The organism is Endozoicomonas sp. ISHI1, assembly GCF_024606225.1.
In the GTDB taxonomy this organism is placed as follows: Bacteria; Pseudomonadota; Gammaproteobacteria; order Pseudomonadales; family Endozoicomonadaceae; genus Endozoicomonas_A.
This window is the reverse complement of record NZ_JAGRPU010000023.1, coordinates 24974-43340: the sequence shown is the minus strand read 5'-3', so window position 1 is coordinate 43340 and position 18367 is coordinate 24974. Positions and strand designations below refer to the sequence as shown.

Annotated in this window: 17 protein-coding genes; 16 read left to right on the top strand and 1 reads right to left on the bottom strand. The window is 42.0% G+C overall.

Annotated elements, in window-relative coordinates; all coding sequences use genetic code 11:
- The first annotated feature begins 895 nt into the window (after window positions 1-895).
- From neuB to KBW69_RS14895, 6 genes are all read left to right on the top strand, one after another.
- Window positions 896-1933 (top strand): N-acetylneuraminate synthase, encoded by a 1038-nt coding sequence (gene neuB, locus KBW69_RS14920; protein WP_257281373.1) that lies wholly within the window; start codon window positions 896-898, stop codon window positions 1931-1933.
- A gap of 71 nt (window positions 1934-2004) precedes the next feature.
- Window positions 2005-3171: a UDP-N-acetylglucosamine 2-epimerase gene (neuC, locus tag KBW69_RS14915; RefSeq protein WP_257281372.1), complete on the top strand. Its 1167-nt coding sequence runs from the start codon at window positions 2005-2007 to the stop codon at window positions 3169-3171.
- A complete protein-coding gene (locus tag KBW69_RS14910; protein WP_257281371.1) occupies window positions 3171-3857 on the top strand; it encodes a cytidylyltransferase domain-containing protein in 687 nt (228 codons plus the stop codon). Before neuC ends, KBW69_RS14910 begins: the two co-directional genes overlap by 1 nt.
- Complete coding sequence (locus KBW69_RS14905; RefSeq protein ID WP_257281370.1) at window positions 3832-4482, top strand: hypothetical protein; 651 nt, start codon at window positions 3832-3834, stop codon at window positions 4480-4482. Before KBW69_RS14910 ends, KBW69_RS14905 begins: the two co-directional genes overlap by 26 nt.
- A gap of 1 nt (window position 4483) precedes the next feature.
- The gene (locus tag KBW69_RS14900; RefSeq protein ID WP_257281369.1) at window positions 4484-5950 is read left to right on the top strand and encodes a hypothetical protein; all 1467 of its coding nucleotides are present in this window, start codon (window positions 4484-4486) and stop codon (window positions 5948-5950) included.
- Between the two features lie 49 nt (window positions 5951-5999).
- On the top strand, window positions 6000-7067 hold the full coding sequence (locus tag KBW69_RS14895; RefSeq protein ID WP_257281368.1) for a DUF6716 putative glycosyltransferase: 1068 nt from the start codon (window positions 6000-6002) through the stop codon (window positions 7065-7067).
- 106 nt (window positions 7068-7173) lie between these two features.
- Here the strand turns inward: KBW69_RS14895 and KBW69_RS14890 are convergent, their stop codons facing one another.
- Window positions 7174-7878 (bottom strand): acyltransferase, encoded by a 705-nt coding sequence (locus KBW69_RS14890; protein ID WP_257281367.1) that lies wholly within the window; start codon window positions 7876-7878, stop codon window positions 7174-7176.
- Between the two features lie 1099 nt (window positions 7879-8977).
- Here KBW69_RS14890 and KBW69_RS14885 point away from each other — a divergent pair.
- The 10 genes from KBW69_RS14885 to KBW69_RS14840 all read left to right on the top strand — a co-directional run bounded on the left by KBW69_RS14885 (window position 8978) and on the right by KBW69_RS14840 (window position 18361).
- Window positions 8978-9757: an ABC transporter permease gene (locus KBW69_RS14885; RefSeq protein ID WP_257281366.1), complete on the top strand. Its 780-nt coding sequence runs from the start codon at window positions 8978-8980 to the stop codon at window positions 9755-9757.
- Window positions 9754-10407: an ABC transporter ATP-binding protein gene (locus KBW69_RS14880; RefSeq protein WP_257281365.1), complete on the top strand. Its 654-nt coding sequence runs from the start codon at window positions 9754-9756 to the stop codon at window positions 10405-10407. Before KBW69_RS14885 ends, KBW69_RS14880 begins: the two co-directional genes overlap by 4 nt.
- A 21-nt stretch (window positions 10408-10428) precedes the next feature.
- The gene (locus tag KBW69_RS14875) at window positions 10429-11682 is read left to right on the top strand and encodes a hypothetical protein (RefSeq protein ID WP_257281364.1); all 1254 of its coding nucleotides are present in this window, start codon (window positions 10429-10431) and stop codon (window positions 11680-11682) included.
- A 94-nt stretch (window positions 11683-11776) separates the two neighbouring features.
- Window positions 11777-13378: a polysaccharide biosynthesis/export family protein gene (locus KBW69_RS14870; protein WP_257281363.1), complete on the top strand. Its 1602-nt coding sequence runs from the start codon at window positions 11777-11779 to the stop codon at window positions 13376-13378.
- Window positions 13379-13506: 128 nt separating this feature from the next.
- Window positions 13507-13929 carry a hypothetical protein gene (locus KBW69_RS14865; RefSeq protein ID WP_257281362.1) on the top strand — a complete coding sequence of 141 codons (423 nt, stop codon included), beginning with the start codon at window positions 13507-13509 and terminating at the stop codon, window positions 13927-13929.
- A gap of 255 nt (window positions 13930-14184) precedes the next feature.
- Window positions 14185-15108 carry a glucose-1-phosphate thymidylyltransferase RfbA gene (rfbA, locus tag KBW69_RS14860; protein ID WP_257281361.1) on the top strand — a complete coding sequence of 308 codons (924 nt, stop codon included), beginning with the start codon at window positions 14185-14187 and terminating at the stop codon, window positions 15106-15108.
- Window positions 15109-15120: 12 nt separating this feature from the next.
- The gene (gene rfbC / locus KBW69_RS14855) at window positions 15121-15747 is read left to right on the top strand and encodes a dTDP-4-dehydrorhamnose 3,5-epimerase (RefSeq protein WP_257281360.1); all 627 of its coding nucleotides are present in this window, start codon (window positions 15121-15123) and stop codon (window positions 15745-15747) included.
- 2 nt (window positions 15748-15749) lie between these two features.
- On the top strand, window positions 15750-16718 hold the full coding sequence (gene rfbD / locus KBW69_RS14850; RefSeq protein WP_257281359.1) for a dTDP-4-dehydrorhamnose reductase: 969 nt from the start codon (window positions 15750-15752) through the stop codon (window positions 16716-16718).
- Window positions 16715-17881 carry a dTDP-glucose 4,6-dehydratase gene (gene rfbB, locus KBW69_RS14845; RefSeq protein ID WP_257281358.1) on the top strand — a complete coding sequence of 389 codons (1167 nt, stop codon included), beginning with the start codon at window positions 16715-16717 and terminating at the stop codon, window positions 17879-17881. Before rfbD ends, rfbB begins: the two co-directional genes overlap by 4 nt.
- Before the next feature lie 168 nt (window positions 17882-18049).
- The gene (locus tag KBW69_RS14840) at window positions 18050-18361 is read left to right on the top strand and encodes a hypothetical protein (RefSeq protein ID WP_257281357.1); all 312 of its coding nucleotides are present in this window, start codon (window positions 18050-18052) and stop codon (window positions 18359-18361) included.
- The last annotated feature ends 6 nt before the right edge of the window (window positions 18362-18367 follow it).

The window sequence follows — 18367 nt, the reverse complement described above, 5'->3', positions numbered from 1 at the left end:
GGTGGTTAGCCCGATTTTATGAAGATTCCGCTCAGTTACGGGCCACGTTCCAGTACGCACCTTGTCCCAATGCTCCCGATGTTCTTCTAATGCCGTAACTCTATCTGCAAGACTCATACTGCACGCCCTAATGGTTTTTTATTCGGGATTTGAAAATAGCAATGCAACCTGTTCGAGCGCTCGGTAGACGTCGATAAAATAGCGAGCGAAGCTTAGGCAAGGAAAATCAACGGTAAGTGTTAGTACCTATTGCATAGAGCACCAATGACGTATAGATTGCAGAAAAAAATACAAGACTACTGAATTTCATAGGCAAAATATGTATATGGAAAATAGAGATCCAGATACTTCTCCACCTTTATACAGGTATTTATTACCTGGCTGATATTCGCACCTTTACTGGAACATAGCAGTAATACGTAATGCACTAACCCCTAAATCAAGTGCGCAAATACACTATTACGCAGACAAAAAATAACACTTAAGATGCTCTGCTAGCTTTCTCTATTTCGCTGTTACAGGATATTTGCAGAACAGGTGCTCAAAACCGATCAAGGCATCGAAAATACACAATTACCTGATCAAAACATAAATCTTAAAATGCTCAGCCAAATTTTCTATCTCGATGTTTCAGTCTATGCGTGCTTGTGTTTGTCCTACAACAACTCATAAAGCAAAGCTCGAAGGGCGGTAGCGTGTCTCGATATAAATCAATACAAAGCATCACGTAAATCTACTTATAGCTCGGGGAAACCTACGAACACCCTCTTCAAATATGCATTACACCAGAGATATTAATAGTAGATTCTAAATTCACAATCTAATCTCTTAAATCTTGTATTTAATACTTTGAATAAAACTCACTTACATACAGCCAAAGCTTTAAAGGTTTAATATGACTGAATTTTTTATCGGCAACAGACGAATTGGCCCAAATGACGAACCACTGGTTATTGCTGAAATTGGAATCAACCATGAAGGTTCATTGAAAACAGCATTTGAGATGGTAGATGCTGCGGCTGATGCCGGTGTAGAAGTGGTTAAGCATCAAACTCATGTTATTGAAGATGAAATGAGTGCAGATGCAAAAAAAGTCATCCCCGGCAATGCTGACGTTTCTATATACGAAATAATGGATAGATGCTCACTCAATGAAGAGGAAGAAATCAAGCTTAAACAATATGTCGAAAGTAAAGATATGATTTTTATTAGCACACCTTTCTCTCGTGCAGCTGCGGACAGACTAAAACGGATGGATATACCCGCCTATAAGATTGGTTCCGGTGAGTGCAACAACTACCCATTAATTGATCATGTTGCTTCATTTGGTAAACCTATAATACTCAGCACTGGAATGAATACCATAGAGAGTATTAAAAAAGCAGTCTCTATTTTTGAAAAGCATGGTGTGCCATATTCATTGTTGCACTGTACAAATGTCTACCCGACACCACCAGAATTAGTCAGACTGGGTGCTATGACTGAAATGCAGTCTGCATTTCCAAATGCTGTAATTGGTCTGTCAGACCATACTGTTGATAATTATGCATGCTTGGGTGCTGTAGCACTTGGCGCCAAAATCCTTGAAAGGCACTTTACAGATAAAATGGACCGACCAGGACCCGATATTATTTGTTCAAACGACACAAAAACCATGTCTGAGCTAATCATAGGATCTAAAACCATCCATAAGGCTTTAGGCGGAACAAAAACCCCAATTAAAGAAGAACAACCTACTATAGATTTTGCTTTCGCAACGGTTGTTGCAATCAAAGATATCGTAGAAGGTGATGTATTCAATAAAGACAACATCTGGGTCAAGCGCCCGGGCACAGGGGAAATATTGGCAGAAGACTTCAACTCGTTACTAGGTAAAGTCGCGACACGAAACATCAGCTCTGACGAGCATATTAGAAAGTCTGATGTAAATTAACTTACTCTTAGGAGCTGTCGAAGTTCATTCGACAGCTTTTCATATTCTCTTCTAAACAACAAAAGAAAGTCATGGAGCAACGTAAAATACTATTCCTTACAGGGACACGCGCTGATTACGGTAAGATGAAGGCTTTAATGCTTGCTACTGATAACCATGAAAGGTTTGAATGCCAAGTATTTATTACCGGCATGCATACACTACAACGCTATGGCTACACTGCCAAAGAAGTTGTAAGCGCAGGTTATAAATCTGTTTACACATTTATGAACCAGCATGTTGGCGACAGAATGGAGATGATTCTGGCCAGCACCATTAAAGGCCTCTCACGCTATATTCATGAAAATAAACCAGACATGCTCGTCATCCATGGTGACCGTGTCGAAGCCCTTGCGGGCGCTATTGTAGGAGCCCTTACTAATACACTGGTGTGTCATATTGAGGGGGGTGAGCGCTCTGGCACGATCGACGAATCTATTCGTCATTCTGTTTCTAAATTATCTCACTTACATATGGTGAGTAATAATGAGGCAGTAAAACGACTGGTCCAGATGGGAGAAAGGCAAGAATATATTCATAATATCGGCTCACCCGATATAGATGCCATGCTATCATCTGACCTGCCTGATTTGGATACGGTGAAGGAACATTATGCTATACCGTTTGAAAATTACAGCATTGTTCTATTTCATCCGGTAACCACTGATATTGATAATATGCCAGCCAATGCCAAGGCAATGGTTGACGCTTTATTGAAATGTCAAAAAAACTTTGTGGTTGTATACCCCAACAATGACGAAGGCTCAGATTATATTCTTAAAGAATACGATCGATTGAAGGACAGAGAAAACTTTAGAATTTACCCTTCTATCCGGTTTGAGTCATTCCTGACGTTACTGAAGAATTCTGAATGCATGATTGGCAACTCCAGCGCAGGTATTCGTGAAACACCCTTCTATGGTATGCCATCAATTAATATCGGCAACCGTCAGAATGCAAGATATTTTGCAAAAGGCATTATCAATACTGGTTACGATAGCGAAGATATATACAAAGCTATTCAAAAAGCCTCACACTATAAAAATACGGGAAGAGACAGCTATTTTGGTGATGGCAATAGTACAGAAAAGTTCATGTCAATTATACAGAAAGAAGAAATCTGGTCTGCTGCAGACCAAAAACTGTTCAATGACGTTGACTTTTCACTAATAGCACCAACCATTAAAGAAGTAGCCTGATGCAAAAAAATACCTATACCGCCATTATCACGGCCAGAGGAGGATCTAAGGGCTTACCCCGCAAAAATGTTCTTGACCTTGCTGGTAAACCGATGATTGCGCACACCATAACAGCAGCGCTGGAAAGCCAATGCTTTGAGCATATTGTTGTAACAACAGATTGCCCCGAAATTAAAGAGGTCAGTTTGGCCTGGGGGGCTGAGGTCATTGACCGGCCAAAAGAACTGGCAACAGATTCATCCAGCAGTCTTGATGTAGTCAAACATGCTTTATTGGAGCTTGTAAATCAGAATAAGGAAACGACGCATTTTATACTTTTACAGCCAACATCACCCTTGCGTAGTGCCACACACATCAAAGATGCCAAGGAAAGATTTAATGCGTCTAATGCTAAAAGCCTGGTAAGTGTCACCAAAACAGACCACCCTATTCAAAAGAATTTATATTTACGGAATGGTGTTATTGAACCGGTTTTTGACTGGGCTAGCCTTACCGCCCCAAGACAAAGTTTAGAGTCAACATACTTAATTAATGGAGCAATCTATATATCAAATTTTATGAATTTCATAAAACGATTAAATCTTTTTGAAAAGCCAGTCATTCCATTCGAGATGGAACATAAGTTTTCAATTGATATCGACAATATTGACGATTTGATTAATGCTGAATCCATTTATAAAAATTAAATCGTTTTTTATAAGAAGATATTTTTCTTTTTTTGGTAAAAAATCTTTAAACACTGAAAAATTAATTAAACTAGCCTGCAAGATCAGCCCAAAGACATTCCCTTTAGCTGTGAAATTCTCAAAAGTATATCGTAGGGCTAACAATAATTTTTCTGCTGAAAGAATTATACGTTTTTATGAAGTTCATGAGACTCTGAAAGTGGATATTGCCAGAGAACTCTTTAGAATGAGATCCTTTTATAAAGTTGTACGGCTGTTCTCTAAAGAAAGATATGATGAAATCCAGCATAAATACGGCTTGCCTATAGTTGAATTGATAGGTGACTCATATCATGCACTTAGAAATTTTGATCGAGCTTTGGGGTATTATGAATATATTATAAATACTCATAAAGCGGCTAAATCATCAAGAATAAAATCTGCTGAATGCTATTATCATTGCGGCAATTTTGAAATGAGTTTATTCAGATTGAAGCAATATATAATACGTAGCGGTATCAACCCACGATGTAGAATGCTATATGGCAATTTAGTTAGCAATAAGGCAAAAAAACAATATAAGAAAAAACTATTTCTAGAAAAAAAGTATGGCCTTAAAATCAACTACAAACTAGAAATCATTTAATATGGACTCATTTTCAATAAACCCTAAAGTTGTTGAAGAAAACATCAGTCGTATTGAACAAGAGTTTAACGTAAAAAACATAAAATTTAATAACTGGCATGTCTGGAACGCTGTAAAGTGCTTATTAGCAGGCCTTCACCTATGGTCTTTTGATAGTGCCGGACTATTGGCTTCTGCCAATAGAAAAACTTACTCAGTTTTTAATAGAGATTCCTCGTTCCGTCAAAACAAACTTTTCGCAAAAGAGGTTGGCGATAATTTGCTATTGGCGAAAGAAAAGCATTGCCTTAATAATAAGTATGACATTGTTTTTCTTGAAGCTGTTGACTCATTAATTTTGAACGAGAACGGTTCTTCAGAAAATAGAATTTTTCAGCCTATTCAAGATAAAATGTCAGAGTTTTCACAGTTGAGCATTCTTCCATTTGATAACAGCTTTAGAAAAATCAAATTTGAAAGAGATGTACTGTACTACAAGAAACCGATTGATAAATTTATACCCAATAATTTTAAAGAACGTAATATAAGAGGATTGAAAGAACTCTTCTTCTTCATTCGAAAGAACAAATTATTATGCCCATTCAGTTATGATTATGTTGACAGATGGATTAAATCTATCTTTATAAGATCAGATAATTTCATAGATATTTTATCTAACATCTCTCCCAAGCTTCTCATGTTAACCAGCTTTTATTCTTCTGAACGCCTGGCTGCGGTTATTGCCTGCAAACAGCTGGGAATAAAAACGGCAGAAGTACAACATGGGATTCTGGGGCCAAACTTTCATAACTTGAAACAATTTGATCATCAAAAGGATATCTTACCAGATACTTTTTGGGTCTGGGGTGAGACTTCAAGAAAATACATAAAGCCAGTAAAAGACGATTTAGCACCAGAAGTGCTAGTGGGTGGGAAGTTAGACTTATTTTCTTATAAGAATGGAAGCAATAGAGAAGGTAAAAAGATCAAGAATATTGTATTTATTGAGCAATATACTCACAACCATACAAAATCAATGATAACCAAGGCGGTTAACACGATAATTGACAATAATCTTCAGGATAAATTCAAGATCTCTTTAAGACTGCATCCTCGAAGTCACCATTTGATAGAAAAATATACAGACCATTTTTCTAGTTATACTTTTTTTGATATACAAGAAACCACCTCAAAAAATATATACGAACTCTTAAATCAGGCTTATGCGGTAGTTGTTGAAAGTTCTACAGTGGCATATGAAGCCAGTTTTTTCGGATGTAAAGTTCTGACCTATGGCGAAAATGCCAAGGAATATTTTTCAGAAGCGATCAGCAAAAAGTTATTCCATTATATCGATGATTACAAAAAGACTGTCGAATACATTGTTAACATACCTGAGATAACAAGCGATGGAGACAATGACTTTTTTGTCAATTGCAAAGGGCAGTCAGATTACAATCTGAATAAACTAAAAGAATACATAATTTGATTATTCATTTAATCTTTTTAAAATTTCATATAATGTCAGCTTATACAATTTGCTTAAAAAATACTCATCATTAAATTTCTCTAAACATGCAATTAAACATTCACTGGGTGATTGTTTTAATAACGATATTTTGATTGAGAACTTTACCAACAAACAATTTATTAATTTTTTTGAAAAAAATCATTCAAAACTGATTGTTAGTTGTTTTTCTGGATACATTGAGGGGGATGATGCAACCATTTTGTCCAGAGTACAGTCTGATCTAATATTATTCAATTGCCCCAACGATTACGAAAGATATATCGAATTATCGAAAGAGCTTGCTTTTTCACCAGACAACGCTTTTTGTTTTGGCTACCCTCAGCTTTTAAATATCAAAAACAACTTCGTCAACAAACAAAAGGATATAGTTTTTTTTGAACAGCTTGTTGCGCCCAGGAATTTTCGTGAAAGATGTTATTTACTAAAAAAACTCGTTCATTTAGCAAAATCAAAACCTCAGGAAACCATATTAATAAAGCCCCGTTGCAAACTTGGCGGCAGAACAATTCATAAACAAATATGGCACCTTGAAAGAATAAAAAAATTGCTGAAATTAAAATTTCCGGATAATTTGCGATTTACCTACAAACCGGTCGAAGAAATCCTTCAGCACACTGCCCTATGCATTACTGTCAGTTCAACTGTCGCAATAGAGGCTATGGCTCGCAGCATCCCAACAGCTATTTTAAGTGATTTTGGGATACGAAAAGATATTCATACAGCTAGCTTTGTAGGCAGTGGATGCCTGACAACCTTTGATCAACTGGCTGCTGGTTATGTGCCTAAGGTTAACCAACAGTGGTTACAAAAAAATGTAAAAAAACCTGACGTGGAGGCATTAAAAATAAAACTAAATGAGCTTCTGGTTCTTAAAAATAAAGGCCTGCTACCACATCGTCATATGCCAGATGGAGCTTTTTCAAAAGTACCAGATAACAGGCCATTATTGTTAAAAAGAATGAAAAAGCTAACGAGCGATCCAATAGGATTCTGTAATGACTCCAGGTATAAAGTTTTAAGAAATTTTGCAATATTTCTCGACTCAAAAACCATTAAACAGGGAATCTCACAATAAAGTCTGACCCACACAACATATTTTATATGTTGTGACCTCAATCTATTATAACACTTACCCGACAGTAGCCGTTTGCACCATTAGCTCAGAGATTGAGCACAGTGCTTTAGAAGCTTTCTATTTTTTTCTCAATAGTGTCGCGTAAATTTTCCGGAATGAGATCCTTATATTTTTTTAAATATCTTACAATGATAGGTTCATCAAGATAGCTATCAATTCTATTCAATCTTGACCAGATAACACCACTTTTAACCAACTTCGCTGGCGACCCGGCCCATACCGAAAACGGCGTCGTTTTCCCTGTAACAATTGAGTTAATACCAACGCTACTACATGGTTGGATTTGCGCCCCTTTCAAAACGGTTACATTTTTTCCTATCCAGCAATAGTCACCCACTTCAATACTCTTACATTGATTAATTTTTGTATCACTGGCTAAATCGAAAACAGGATGAGAATCGGTCGTCCTGAGCTGCACGCCTGCGGCTAACATACAATCGTCACCGAAGGTTATAGATTCTTTTTCGGCGATCAGTTCCAGTCTGTGTCCAAATCTGCATCTGTGACCAATATTAACATTAGCTTTATGGGAAACAGTAATAATTCCCTCAAAGAAAATTGCCCCTTTTCGAATAATAACACTATTACCATCACCAATAAGGTTGATCTTGAGATCGTTGATTTTAGCGCCAGATTCAATAATCAGTGTATTACCGCTCCCCTTAGCCATTATACTAAGACCATTGATATCACTATTCATTTTGTTGATAGTAATATCGTTGCAATGAGTGTCTGCGTTGATTGATATCATTTTAATCTGGTTTCATCTTTCAGTAGTTTCAGGAAAGCAGATTACCCAGCGGGTAAAGCAATTCAGAAATTTGACAGGATAAAGAGGGCTTAAGCTTAACTTGTAATGTGAGGGAACGCCTCTCGTCAGTTTCGGAAAAGCTAGCAGCCACACTTCTTTTTCTTGACCGATCTCCTCCTGTGTATCGACGTTTACAATGATGTCGAAATTACCGATCACAAGGATATCGATAAAGCCGTGTCCACATTACGCTATACGACGTGTACCCAGGAAATTTTCAAGATAAGCGAGACAAGGGATCAGGCTTACAGGCTTTAGAAGACTTCTGATTATATACCTCTACTTCAACCTGTCAAATAGTGCGCATGCCCTGAATCATTACTATTTTCGTTGACCTAATGCATGAGCCTGATTGTCATTTTTTTCAGGTAGAGCTTGGTTACACCAGAACTTGTGCGCAAACACCTTAGGCTGAGCGCAAAATGTGACTCACACTTTTTTTAATAAGGGTATAAGGGATTACACTTATTGCATAGAAAATCAGTGCCGTATAGATTACAAAAACTATACAGACTGTACATTCCATGGACAAAATATGAATATGGATATCAGAAACATAGATACTTTACCGCCTTTTTACACAGAGTTTTTTACCTTCCTTATTTTCGCACCTGCACATGAACGCCGCAGCAATAAGTAATGTAATCAAATCTTAATAATCAAGTGCGACAATACACAATTACCTGAATAAGACACAAAGTTTATAGTACACAGCCAAATTCCTAACACGCTGTTTCAGTATATGCGTGCTCGTACCTGTCCTATGACAATTCATGAAGCAAAACCCGAAGGGCGGTAGCGTGCCTGAATATAAATCGATGCAAATCCAGGCTACAAACCTGCTAGGAGGCTGACCGAGAATAGCGCCCGTAGCGAGGACGGCAGAAAATTGAGGATGAAAATTCGGTTTTGTGAGGAGAATAGCGAGCTATTTGACGAACAAAAGCGGATTTTCAGACCAATTTGCTGCCGCCGCAGTAGGGCAGTCTATTCTCGGTCAGCCTCCTAGTGGTTTGAGCTGGCTGACCTCATTTTTCTGATGCAATCAAGATCTCCCTTACAAATTCAGTATGCTGTACTGCATGCACTACTCATACGTGAACTCAAGACCCGCTTTGGAGCTTACCGGCTTGGTATAGCCTGGGCTTTTATCGAACCAATCCTGCAGATGGCCGTTTTCATGGGGCTGTTTTACTTTGGGGGACGAAGCTCTGTTGGAGGTCTTGAAATTCCTCTTTTTCTGGCAACAGGTATTGCTCCCTTTCTGTATTTCAAGAAAGTCGTAACGCAATCATTGAATGCAGTCAGTGCCAACAGAAACCTGCTCATATACCGTCAGGTAAGGGTCTTTGATACGTTTTTGTCCCGCTTCATACTTGAATTCATCACCTCTTTTATCGTCTTGTCCGGCATCATACTGATCACCTGGTGGGTTGGTTATGAAGTCAATCTGGTGAATAGTCTCATTATCATATATTCCTATCTGTTGCTGAGCATCATTGCATTCGGGTTAGGCTTGATATTTGGGGTTCTCAATACGCTTTACCCCGAACCTGGAAAATTTATACCCACCCTGCTCAGACCTCTCATGTTCATCTCTGGCACATTCTTCTCCATCAACGAGCTGCCTTCAGCCGCACAGGAAATCTTGCTGTGGAACCCACTGGTCCATATTTTTGAATTTATGCGCTCAGGCTTTTCATACGACTATGACACAAGCCTGCTCAGTCTTGAGTACGTAGAGATGTGGGCCTTAACAACGCTTACATTAGGCCTTCTGATGCTTCGGGCCAACTGGCGCAGGATGCTGACACAATGATCACCTTCAAGAACGTCACAAAGTATTACCCTACGCCAAACGGTCGCCACTACATACTCAGAGATGTAGACCTTGTTTTGCCGGGTGATAAAAACATCGGTGTGTTTGGTGCTAACGGCAGTGGCAAATCCACACTGATGCGACTGCTGGCCGGTGTTGACCACCCTAATAAGGGCAGCATTAAAGTAGCAGGTAATGTTTCATGGCCCCTGGGACTTTCCGGTTACCAGGGCAGCATGACAGGACGTGAGAACGCTGAGTTTATATGCCGGATATACGGAAAAGACAAAGAGGAAATCGGGGAGAAGATCGAATACATCAAAAACTTTTCTGAATTGAACGACTTTTTCGAAATGCCTCTCAAAAGCTACTCATCCGGTATGAGATCCAAGTTCTCATTCGCCGTTTGCATGGCTTTTGACTTTGACTACTACCTGATCGATGAGCTAACAGCCGTCGGTGACAAACGATTCAGAGAAAAATGTCGCAAAACCTTTGATGCCAAAAAAGGGATAGCCAACTTTCTTTTTGTTTCACACAACATCAATGAGCTAAAGCGGCAGTGCGATATTGGCATTTATATAAAAAATGGCTCTATCCATGTTCATGACAGCATCGACGATGCCATTGCCGCCTATAACTCCATGTAAATTTGACCTGACCCTATCGACATGCCAGATACCATTCAAACACCGCCTCAAGCCCCCCCGAAAGAAGCACAACCCGCCAGCAAAAGCGAAGTTCTTCGAACACCACCGAAGTCTAAAAAGCCCGACGCGCCTGCTTACACCATCAAGAAAAAGCTAAAAAGGCTTAAACTGACTCATAAGCTTAAGTCAGCGCTGCTGACTCATCAAACCGGGCAGTGGTTTACCGCCATAGTTCTTATTCCCTGGGCGCTCTCTGCCGTATACTTTACCCTGATCGCTTCAGATCGTTATGTCTCTGAAGCCAGCTTCCTTATTGAAAGAAGTGACTCAGGTGGCGGTTCTATTGAAGGCTTTAGCCTGTTTGGTGTGACACCACAGGCCAGCAATGACCAGCGAATCCTGGAGACCTTTATACAATCACCCGACATGCTGGACTACCTCAATCAAGAGGTGAGCCTGAGACAACATTACATTGAATCTGCCGACTGGATCTCCAGACTCTCCCCATCTGCCAGTCAGGAAGACTTTCTCGACTTTTATCGCAGTCATATCAACGTTCGATACAATGATACCAATGGCATGCTGGATATGGAGGTTCAGGGTTTTGAGCCCGAATACACCAAAAAAATCACCGACCTGATTCTTCTAAAGAGCGAAGGCTTTGTAAATGACATCAGTCACAATCTGGCTAATGAACAGTTGACGTTTGTCCGTTCAGAAGTTGAGCGAGCAGAACAAAGGCTCAAGGACTTCACTCGCAGACTGCTGAATTTCCAGAACGAAACCGGTTTGCTGAGCGTCGAGGAACAGGGAGCCGCCCTTAACGGTATTATGAATGAGCTTCAGGCAGAATTGATCAGAAGCCAAACCGAATTGCAGACCCTGACTTCTTATCTGAACGAGAACTCAAGCCAGGTCATTGCATTAAAACAACGGATCAGCGCGCTTCAGTCACAGATCACCACAGAAAAGGACAAGCTGGTCGACAGTGGATCTACTTCGCTGAACGATCTTGCCGCTCGACAACAAGAGTTACAACTGGATCTCGATCTGGCTACCCAAGCCTATACATCGGCACTGGTTGCCCTGGAAACAACACGCACCGAGGCGAGTCGTAAATTAAAACAGCTCGTCGTCGTCAGCAGTCCTTACCAGGCACAAGATGCCAAGTACCCCAAGGTGGCCTACTCCCTCATCAACATACTGCTGGTTTTGCTGATGATTTTTGCGCTGGCCCGTATGATTCGCGCCACCATCCATGAGCATCGTGATTGACGAAAGACCAATAAAACAGCATCGTTAAAGCATTCCCGATTTCCAAGACTATGAATCTATGAAACTACCACTCATTTCATCAACAGCCGCTCTCATGCTGAGCATGGCGGCTTATGCAAACACAGCGATCCCCGAATCCACCGAAACAGAAACAGTGGGCCCGGAACTGGTTGAAAACGTCACCCAGCGTACGGTATTCGGTCAAAATTTATTTGATGGCTTCAAGCAGGCCGAGTTTAAAGGGTTCAACCCTGAGTACACTCTGGCCATTGGCGACAGAGTCACTCTGCAAATGTGGGGAGCCTATGAAGTTTCCGTCGAACTCACGGTCGACGCCCAGGGCAATGTCTTTATCCCACAAGTAGGCCCTGTAAAACTGGAAGGCGTTGCCAACAAAGACCTTAATCAGGTGATCGAGAAAAAGGTTCGCAGTGTTTACCAAAAGAATGTCAACGTCTACGCCAGCCTGAATGCAGCAGAACCGGTCAAACTGTTTGTGACCGGCTTTGTGCAATCACCCGGCCTTTATGGTGGCTTCTCATCGGATTCAATACTGGCCTTTCTGGCAAAAGCCGGGGGTATACGCCCAGAGTCTGGTAGTTACCTGAATGTTGAATTAAAACGTAATGGCAAGACCAGAGCCACCTTTAACCTCTATGAGTTCCTTCTTACAGGCACCATTGAACAGATTCAGCTGGGCGATGGTGATACTCTGGTTGTCAACACACGACAAGGGGTGGCTGCCTTTGATGGCTTAGTGGAAAACCCGGTTCAGATTGAATTCGCCAACGGCCAGACAGCTCTGAAAGACGCACTGGATATGGTCGGTGTATTACCCGAGGCCACCCATGTTCGAATTGCCAGAAACCAAATGGCCAAGCGTAACGTGGAATACCTGCCTATTGCTAAAACAGCCGACGTTCAACTCCAGAGTGGCGATGAAGTCACCGTTGTTTCTGACAAAATGCCCGGAACCATCAGCGTTTCCGTAGAGGGCGAACACAATGGCCAGGCCGTTTATATCCTCCCTTATGGCAGCACCATTAAAGATCTAATGGCCCGCCTCTCCCCTAACGACCGCTCCAACATAGAAGCGATGCAACTCTTCAGAGAGTCAGTAGCAGAACGCCAAAAAGCCATGCTCGATGTACAGTTGAAGCAGCTTGAACAAGCGGCACTCTCAGCACGAAGCAAAAGCATAGGCGAAGCCAATTTAAGAAAAGCCGATGCAGACTCAATCCTTCAGTTCGTAGAAAGAGCCAGACAGACAAAACCACGTGGTCAGGTGCTGTTAGGTCAAAATAAAACTCGCATGGACGTATTGCTGAAAGACCAGGACAGAGTCGTTATTCCTAATAAAACCGTTTTGGTTCAGGTGCACGGCGAAGTTATGTTCCCGAATGCCATGGTTTTTGACAATGGCAAGACTATAGCGGATTACGTTTCCTCAGCAGGGGGATACTCTCAAAAAGCAGATCAGTCCCGTGTCCTGATACTCCATAGTGACGGCACTATTTCACGTATTGAGTATAACGATGGCTGGTTTAGCGGCGGCCTCGCCAAATACGACGTTAAACCCGGCGATGAAATTCTGGTTATGCCACAAGTGGATGAGAAAACCATGCAGTACACCAGTGATATCATGCAGGTGATTTATCAGGTGGCTATGAGCACCGCCGTGGTATTGAGCTTGTAAGGTGGCAATATCGGCAGCATACTGCGTTCAAAGCCTTCTGATCTTTGAGACGAACAATGCCACTCAATAAAAAATATCTATCCCTTTTTGAGCAAAACTGGTCTGAATCCCAAAGAGCCGTCAAACGCATGAAAGCCTCACTCAGTAGGCTTGAACAGCACTTTCCATTGACTGCTCAAACACTCAAGTCGGAAGATGAAGCGCTATTTGAAAAACTCGACGCTTTCAGAGTTCGATTTGCAGGCCTGCAAGACTGTATTGGCAACAAGCTCTTCAGAAACTTACTACGAATGGAAGATGAAGAAGGCTTGAATATGGCAGATACGTTATCACGGATGGAAAAGCGACATATCCTCAGTTCTGCTGACAGCTGGCGGAAAATGCGTGAAATTCGTAATGTACTTTCTCAAGACTACCCGGAAGCTGAGTCACAACGGGCTGATGCGCTCAACATAGCATGGGCTGTGGCTCCCGAACTGATTAAAATTACCGATCAGATCGAAGCTTACCTACTCAAGCTATACAATTTAAAGTTAGGTGGTGACGATTGAGACAGCCCGGAACAGAAAAACGACATCATTGAGCACCGTTGTAGATATGACGGCCCTACCCTCGCTCAACAATCACCGGTTTAATGGCGACCTCTCCAGATATGACATTAAAGGCGGCAATGTAATGCTTGTTATGCTACAAGCTGATGAAAAAAACATGCAATATACCAGCGATGTTGTGCAGGTTATCTATCAGTTTACGATGAGAGCTCATGTAATGTTGAGCCTCTAACAACCCGGCAATCAGGATCTAAGATGGGAAAATCTAACAGAAAAGGTATTATCCTGGCTGGAGGCTCTGGCACCCGCCTTTATCCCTTAACCCGTGTTGTCAGCAAACAGCTAATGCCGGTTTATGATAAACCCATGATCTATTACCCACTGGCAACATTAATGCTGTCGGGTATTACCGAAATAGCTCTTATCACCACACCTCAAGAACAGCATCGCTTTAAAGAGCTGTTAGGTGATGGCTCGCAGTGGGGTATCCGTCTTGAATATCTGGCTCAACCTTCACCAGATGGCCTCGCTCAGGCTTTTATATTGGCAGAAGAGTTTATAGGTTTAAGTGATTGCGTTCTGATATTGGGTGATAATCTGTTTTACGGTCACAAGTTTTCCAGTCTGCTTCAAAAGGCTGATAAACAACAAGGGGCCACAATCTTTAGTTACCGGGTCAGTAACCCTCGGGATTATGGTGTTATAGAACTGGATGAAAATAACAAAGCTTTGACCATTGAAGAAAAACCCTCAGTGCCCAAATCAAATTATGCTGTAACGGGTTTATATTTCTTCGATAACAAGGTTCTAGACTTTGCTAAATCGGTAAAGCCTTCAGCACGGGGTGAACTGGAAATCACGTCTGTAATTGACTGTTACCTTAAGGAAGGCAGTCTGAATGTTGCCACTATCGGTCGAGGCTCAACCTGGCTGGACACAGGTACTCATCAAAGCCTTCTTCATGCTGCAGCTTATATTGAAACTATTGAATCCAGACAGGGTTTGAAAATTGCCTGCCCTGAAGAAATAGCCTATAGAATGGGCTACATTGGTGCAGAACAATTGTTTGAAATTGCTGGCCCACTGCGTAAGAGCGGCTATGGTATTTACCTCATGAATATTATCGAAGAACTGGAAGGTATCAGCTGGTTCGAACAACATAAGACTGAAGTTGCCTGAGGTACCAAGACAGTGAAAGCATTGGAAACAGGCATTGAAGGTCTTAAGGTCATTGAGCCTCAGGTGTTTGGTGATGAACGCGGCTTTTTCATGGAGACCTGGCAAGCCAAAAAATTTGAAGAACTGGGTCTTCCAACCCACTTTGTTCAGGACAATCACAGCCGCTCAAAACAAGGGATATTGCGAGGCCTTCATATTCAAACTCAACACACTCAGGGAAAACTGGTAAGAGTGATTCAGGGCGAAGTGTTTGATGTCGCTGTAGACTTGAGAAAAGGCTCTGACACCTACGGTCAATGGCACGGTGTTTACCTTTCTTCAGAAAATAAACGTATGTTCTGGGTGCCCGAAGGTTTTGCCCACGGCTTTTATGTCACCAGTGAGAGTACTGATTTCGTTTATAAGTGCACAGATTATTATGCGCCTGAGTATGATTTGAGTATTGCCTGGGATGATCCTGAACTGGGGATTGAATGGCCGTTGGTTGATGGGGAGCAGCCTTTGCTGTCTGGTAAGGATGAGAATGCTGTTGCGTTTGTTGGAGCTGGAAGCTGGAAGCTGGAAGCTGGAAGCGATGGTGGAAGTGCCGAAAATGTCGGGAACAATTTTCGGTCTGGAAGGTGGGTTAGGGAAGGTTGAAGATGAGGGTTTTAATTACGGGTTGTGATGGGCAATTGGGGTATGAGTTGCAGAGGGCTGTGCCTGAAGGAATAGAGCTACTTTGTGCTGATCGATATCGACTGGATATTACCTGTCAGGTATCTGTTGATGCTTACTTTGATGCTCATCAGCCTGAAGCAGTGATCAATGCCGCGGCTTATACTGCGGTTGATAAAGCCGAGACAGACAGTGATTCAGCTTTCGCAGTGAACACCAAGGGCGCCGCTTTCCTGGCGCAAGCATGCTCAAAGCATGTCATCCCGATGGTTCAGGTTTCGACAGACTTTGTCTTTGATGGTTCTCAATCAACGCCCTATAAAGTGACAGACAAAACCAACCCTGTCAGTGTCTACGGAGAAAGCAAGCTTCAGGGCGAAAAGCAGGTACTTGAGATTCTCGGAAACAAAGCCGTTGTCATTCGCACAGCCTGGGTCTATTCCTCCCACGGTAATAATTTTGTAAAAACCATGCTCAACCTGATGCAAGAAAAAGATCAGCTAGGTATCGTTTTTGACCAAATTGGCACCCCCACTTCCGCCAAGTCACTAGCACAATGCTGCTGGCAATCACTAAAAAAGCTTCAAGCCTCCAGCTTCCAGCTTCCAGCTTTGACCGCCAAGGATGGTGGAAATGCAGAGAATGTCGGGAACAATTCTCTGCCCAGCTTCCAGCTTCCAGCTATCTTCAACTGGACCGACGCCGGAGTAGCAAGCTGGTACGACTTCGCTGTGGCGATCCAGGAAGAAGCGTTATCTCTTGGCATTCTGAAAAAAAGCATCCCGGTCAAACCAATTCCAACTTCGGCCTACCCTACTCCGGCTGAACGCCCTAAATACAGCGTTTTGGACAAACAGCTGACATACTCTGAGTTAGTGCTTCCCATTGAACATTGGCGAAGTGCTCTCAGGTCCGTGCTCACAGAGCTTAAGTCAGACAAACCAGTTTCATGAAATCACTATTAGTCACCGGTGGCGCCGGATTCATTGGAGCAAACTTTGTTCAATACTGGATAAAGCAATACCCCGAGCATAACATCGTAGTTCTTGATGCCCTGACTTATGCAGGAAATCTTGCCAGCCTTGATCCCATCAAAGATCACCCCAATTACACCTTTGTACACGGGAATATTCTGGTTACAAAACAGGTAGAAGGTTTACTGAGAAACCATAAAATCGACACCTTAGTCCACTTTGCAGCTGAATCCCATGTAGACCGCTCCATAACAGGCCCGGATGCATTCCTTGAAACGAATATCATAGGCACCCACAGCCTGCTCAAAGCGGCAAAAAAAGTGTGGTTGGACGAAGACCTGTTAAAAGGTAAAGAACATCGTTTCCATCATGTCTCTACTGACGAGGTATACGGCACTTTGTCGTTAAGTGAACCAGCCTTTACTGAAGAAACTGCTTACGCCCCGAACTCACCCTATGCAGCCAGCAAAGCATCCAGTGACCACCTGGTTCGCTCCTATCAGGAAACCTACGGCCTAAAGACCACAATTAGCAATTGCTCCAACAACTACGGCCCATACCATTTCCCGGAAAAACTGATCCCTCTGGTGATCACAAACATACTGCACGACAAGCCACTCCCCATATACGGCGACGGTAAACAAATCCGCGACTGGCTCTACGTAGAAGATCACGCCCGCGGAATCGAGCTGGTTCTCAACAAAGGCAAAGTCGGTGAAAACTACAACATTGGCGGCCACAACGAATGGCATAATATCGACATAGTTAAACTCGTCTGTAAGCTGATGAATGAAAGCTTCCAGCTTCCAGCTTTGATCGCCAAGGATGGTGGGAATGCAGAGAATGTCGGGAACAATTCTCTGTCTAGCCTCCAGCTCAAACAACGCTTCCCCAAAGCAAAGTCCGCGATAGTCGGCAACTCAGAATCACTGATCAAATACGTTAAAGACCGCCCCGGCCATGACCGTCGTTATGCGATTGATGCAGCAAAAACCCGTTCAGAGTTGGGCTATGAGCCTAAAGAATCCTTTGAAACCGGGATTCGGAAAACTGTTGAGTGGTACCTGGAGAATGAAGATTGGTGGAAAAGTGTGATGGATGGGTCATATCGTGAGTGGGCCCAGGCTCAGTATGTTATTTAATTAACTATAGAAATTGTAACTATTCATTTTTTGTAAGCAAAAATGTACATTTTGAGTGTAGCTTCCTTGTTTTTACTGGACAGCAACCATTCTAGCTAAAAATCGCTCACAAATCCTGAACGGTCACTATAAGATTACCATCATTTAAAGTTTTACCGGTTGCCGTATATGTTAAAAACCTTCAAATCAAAATCAACAAAAAAAGATAACGAAAAACCCTTGACGGGTTACATTGGCGTAATAGATGAAGTTAGTTGTGACAGGGTAAGGGGTTGGATCGCATCTGCCGGCAAAACAGCCATTAATAAACCAGTAACAATTAAAATAAATGAAAAACTAATTGAAGTAGAGCGAGTAATCTATAGAGATGATTTGAAATCACATGGTATTGCAGAGGGTAAAGCGGCCTTCGATATTTCTTTTGATGATGACTCTACAAGTCTGAACATTGGAGTATTTATTGAGGGCCCACTATCTTGAAAAACA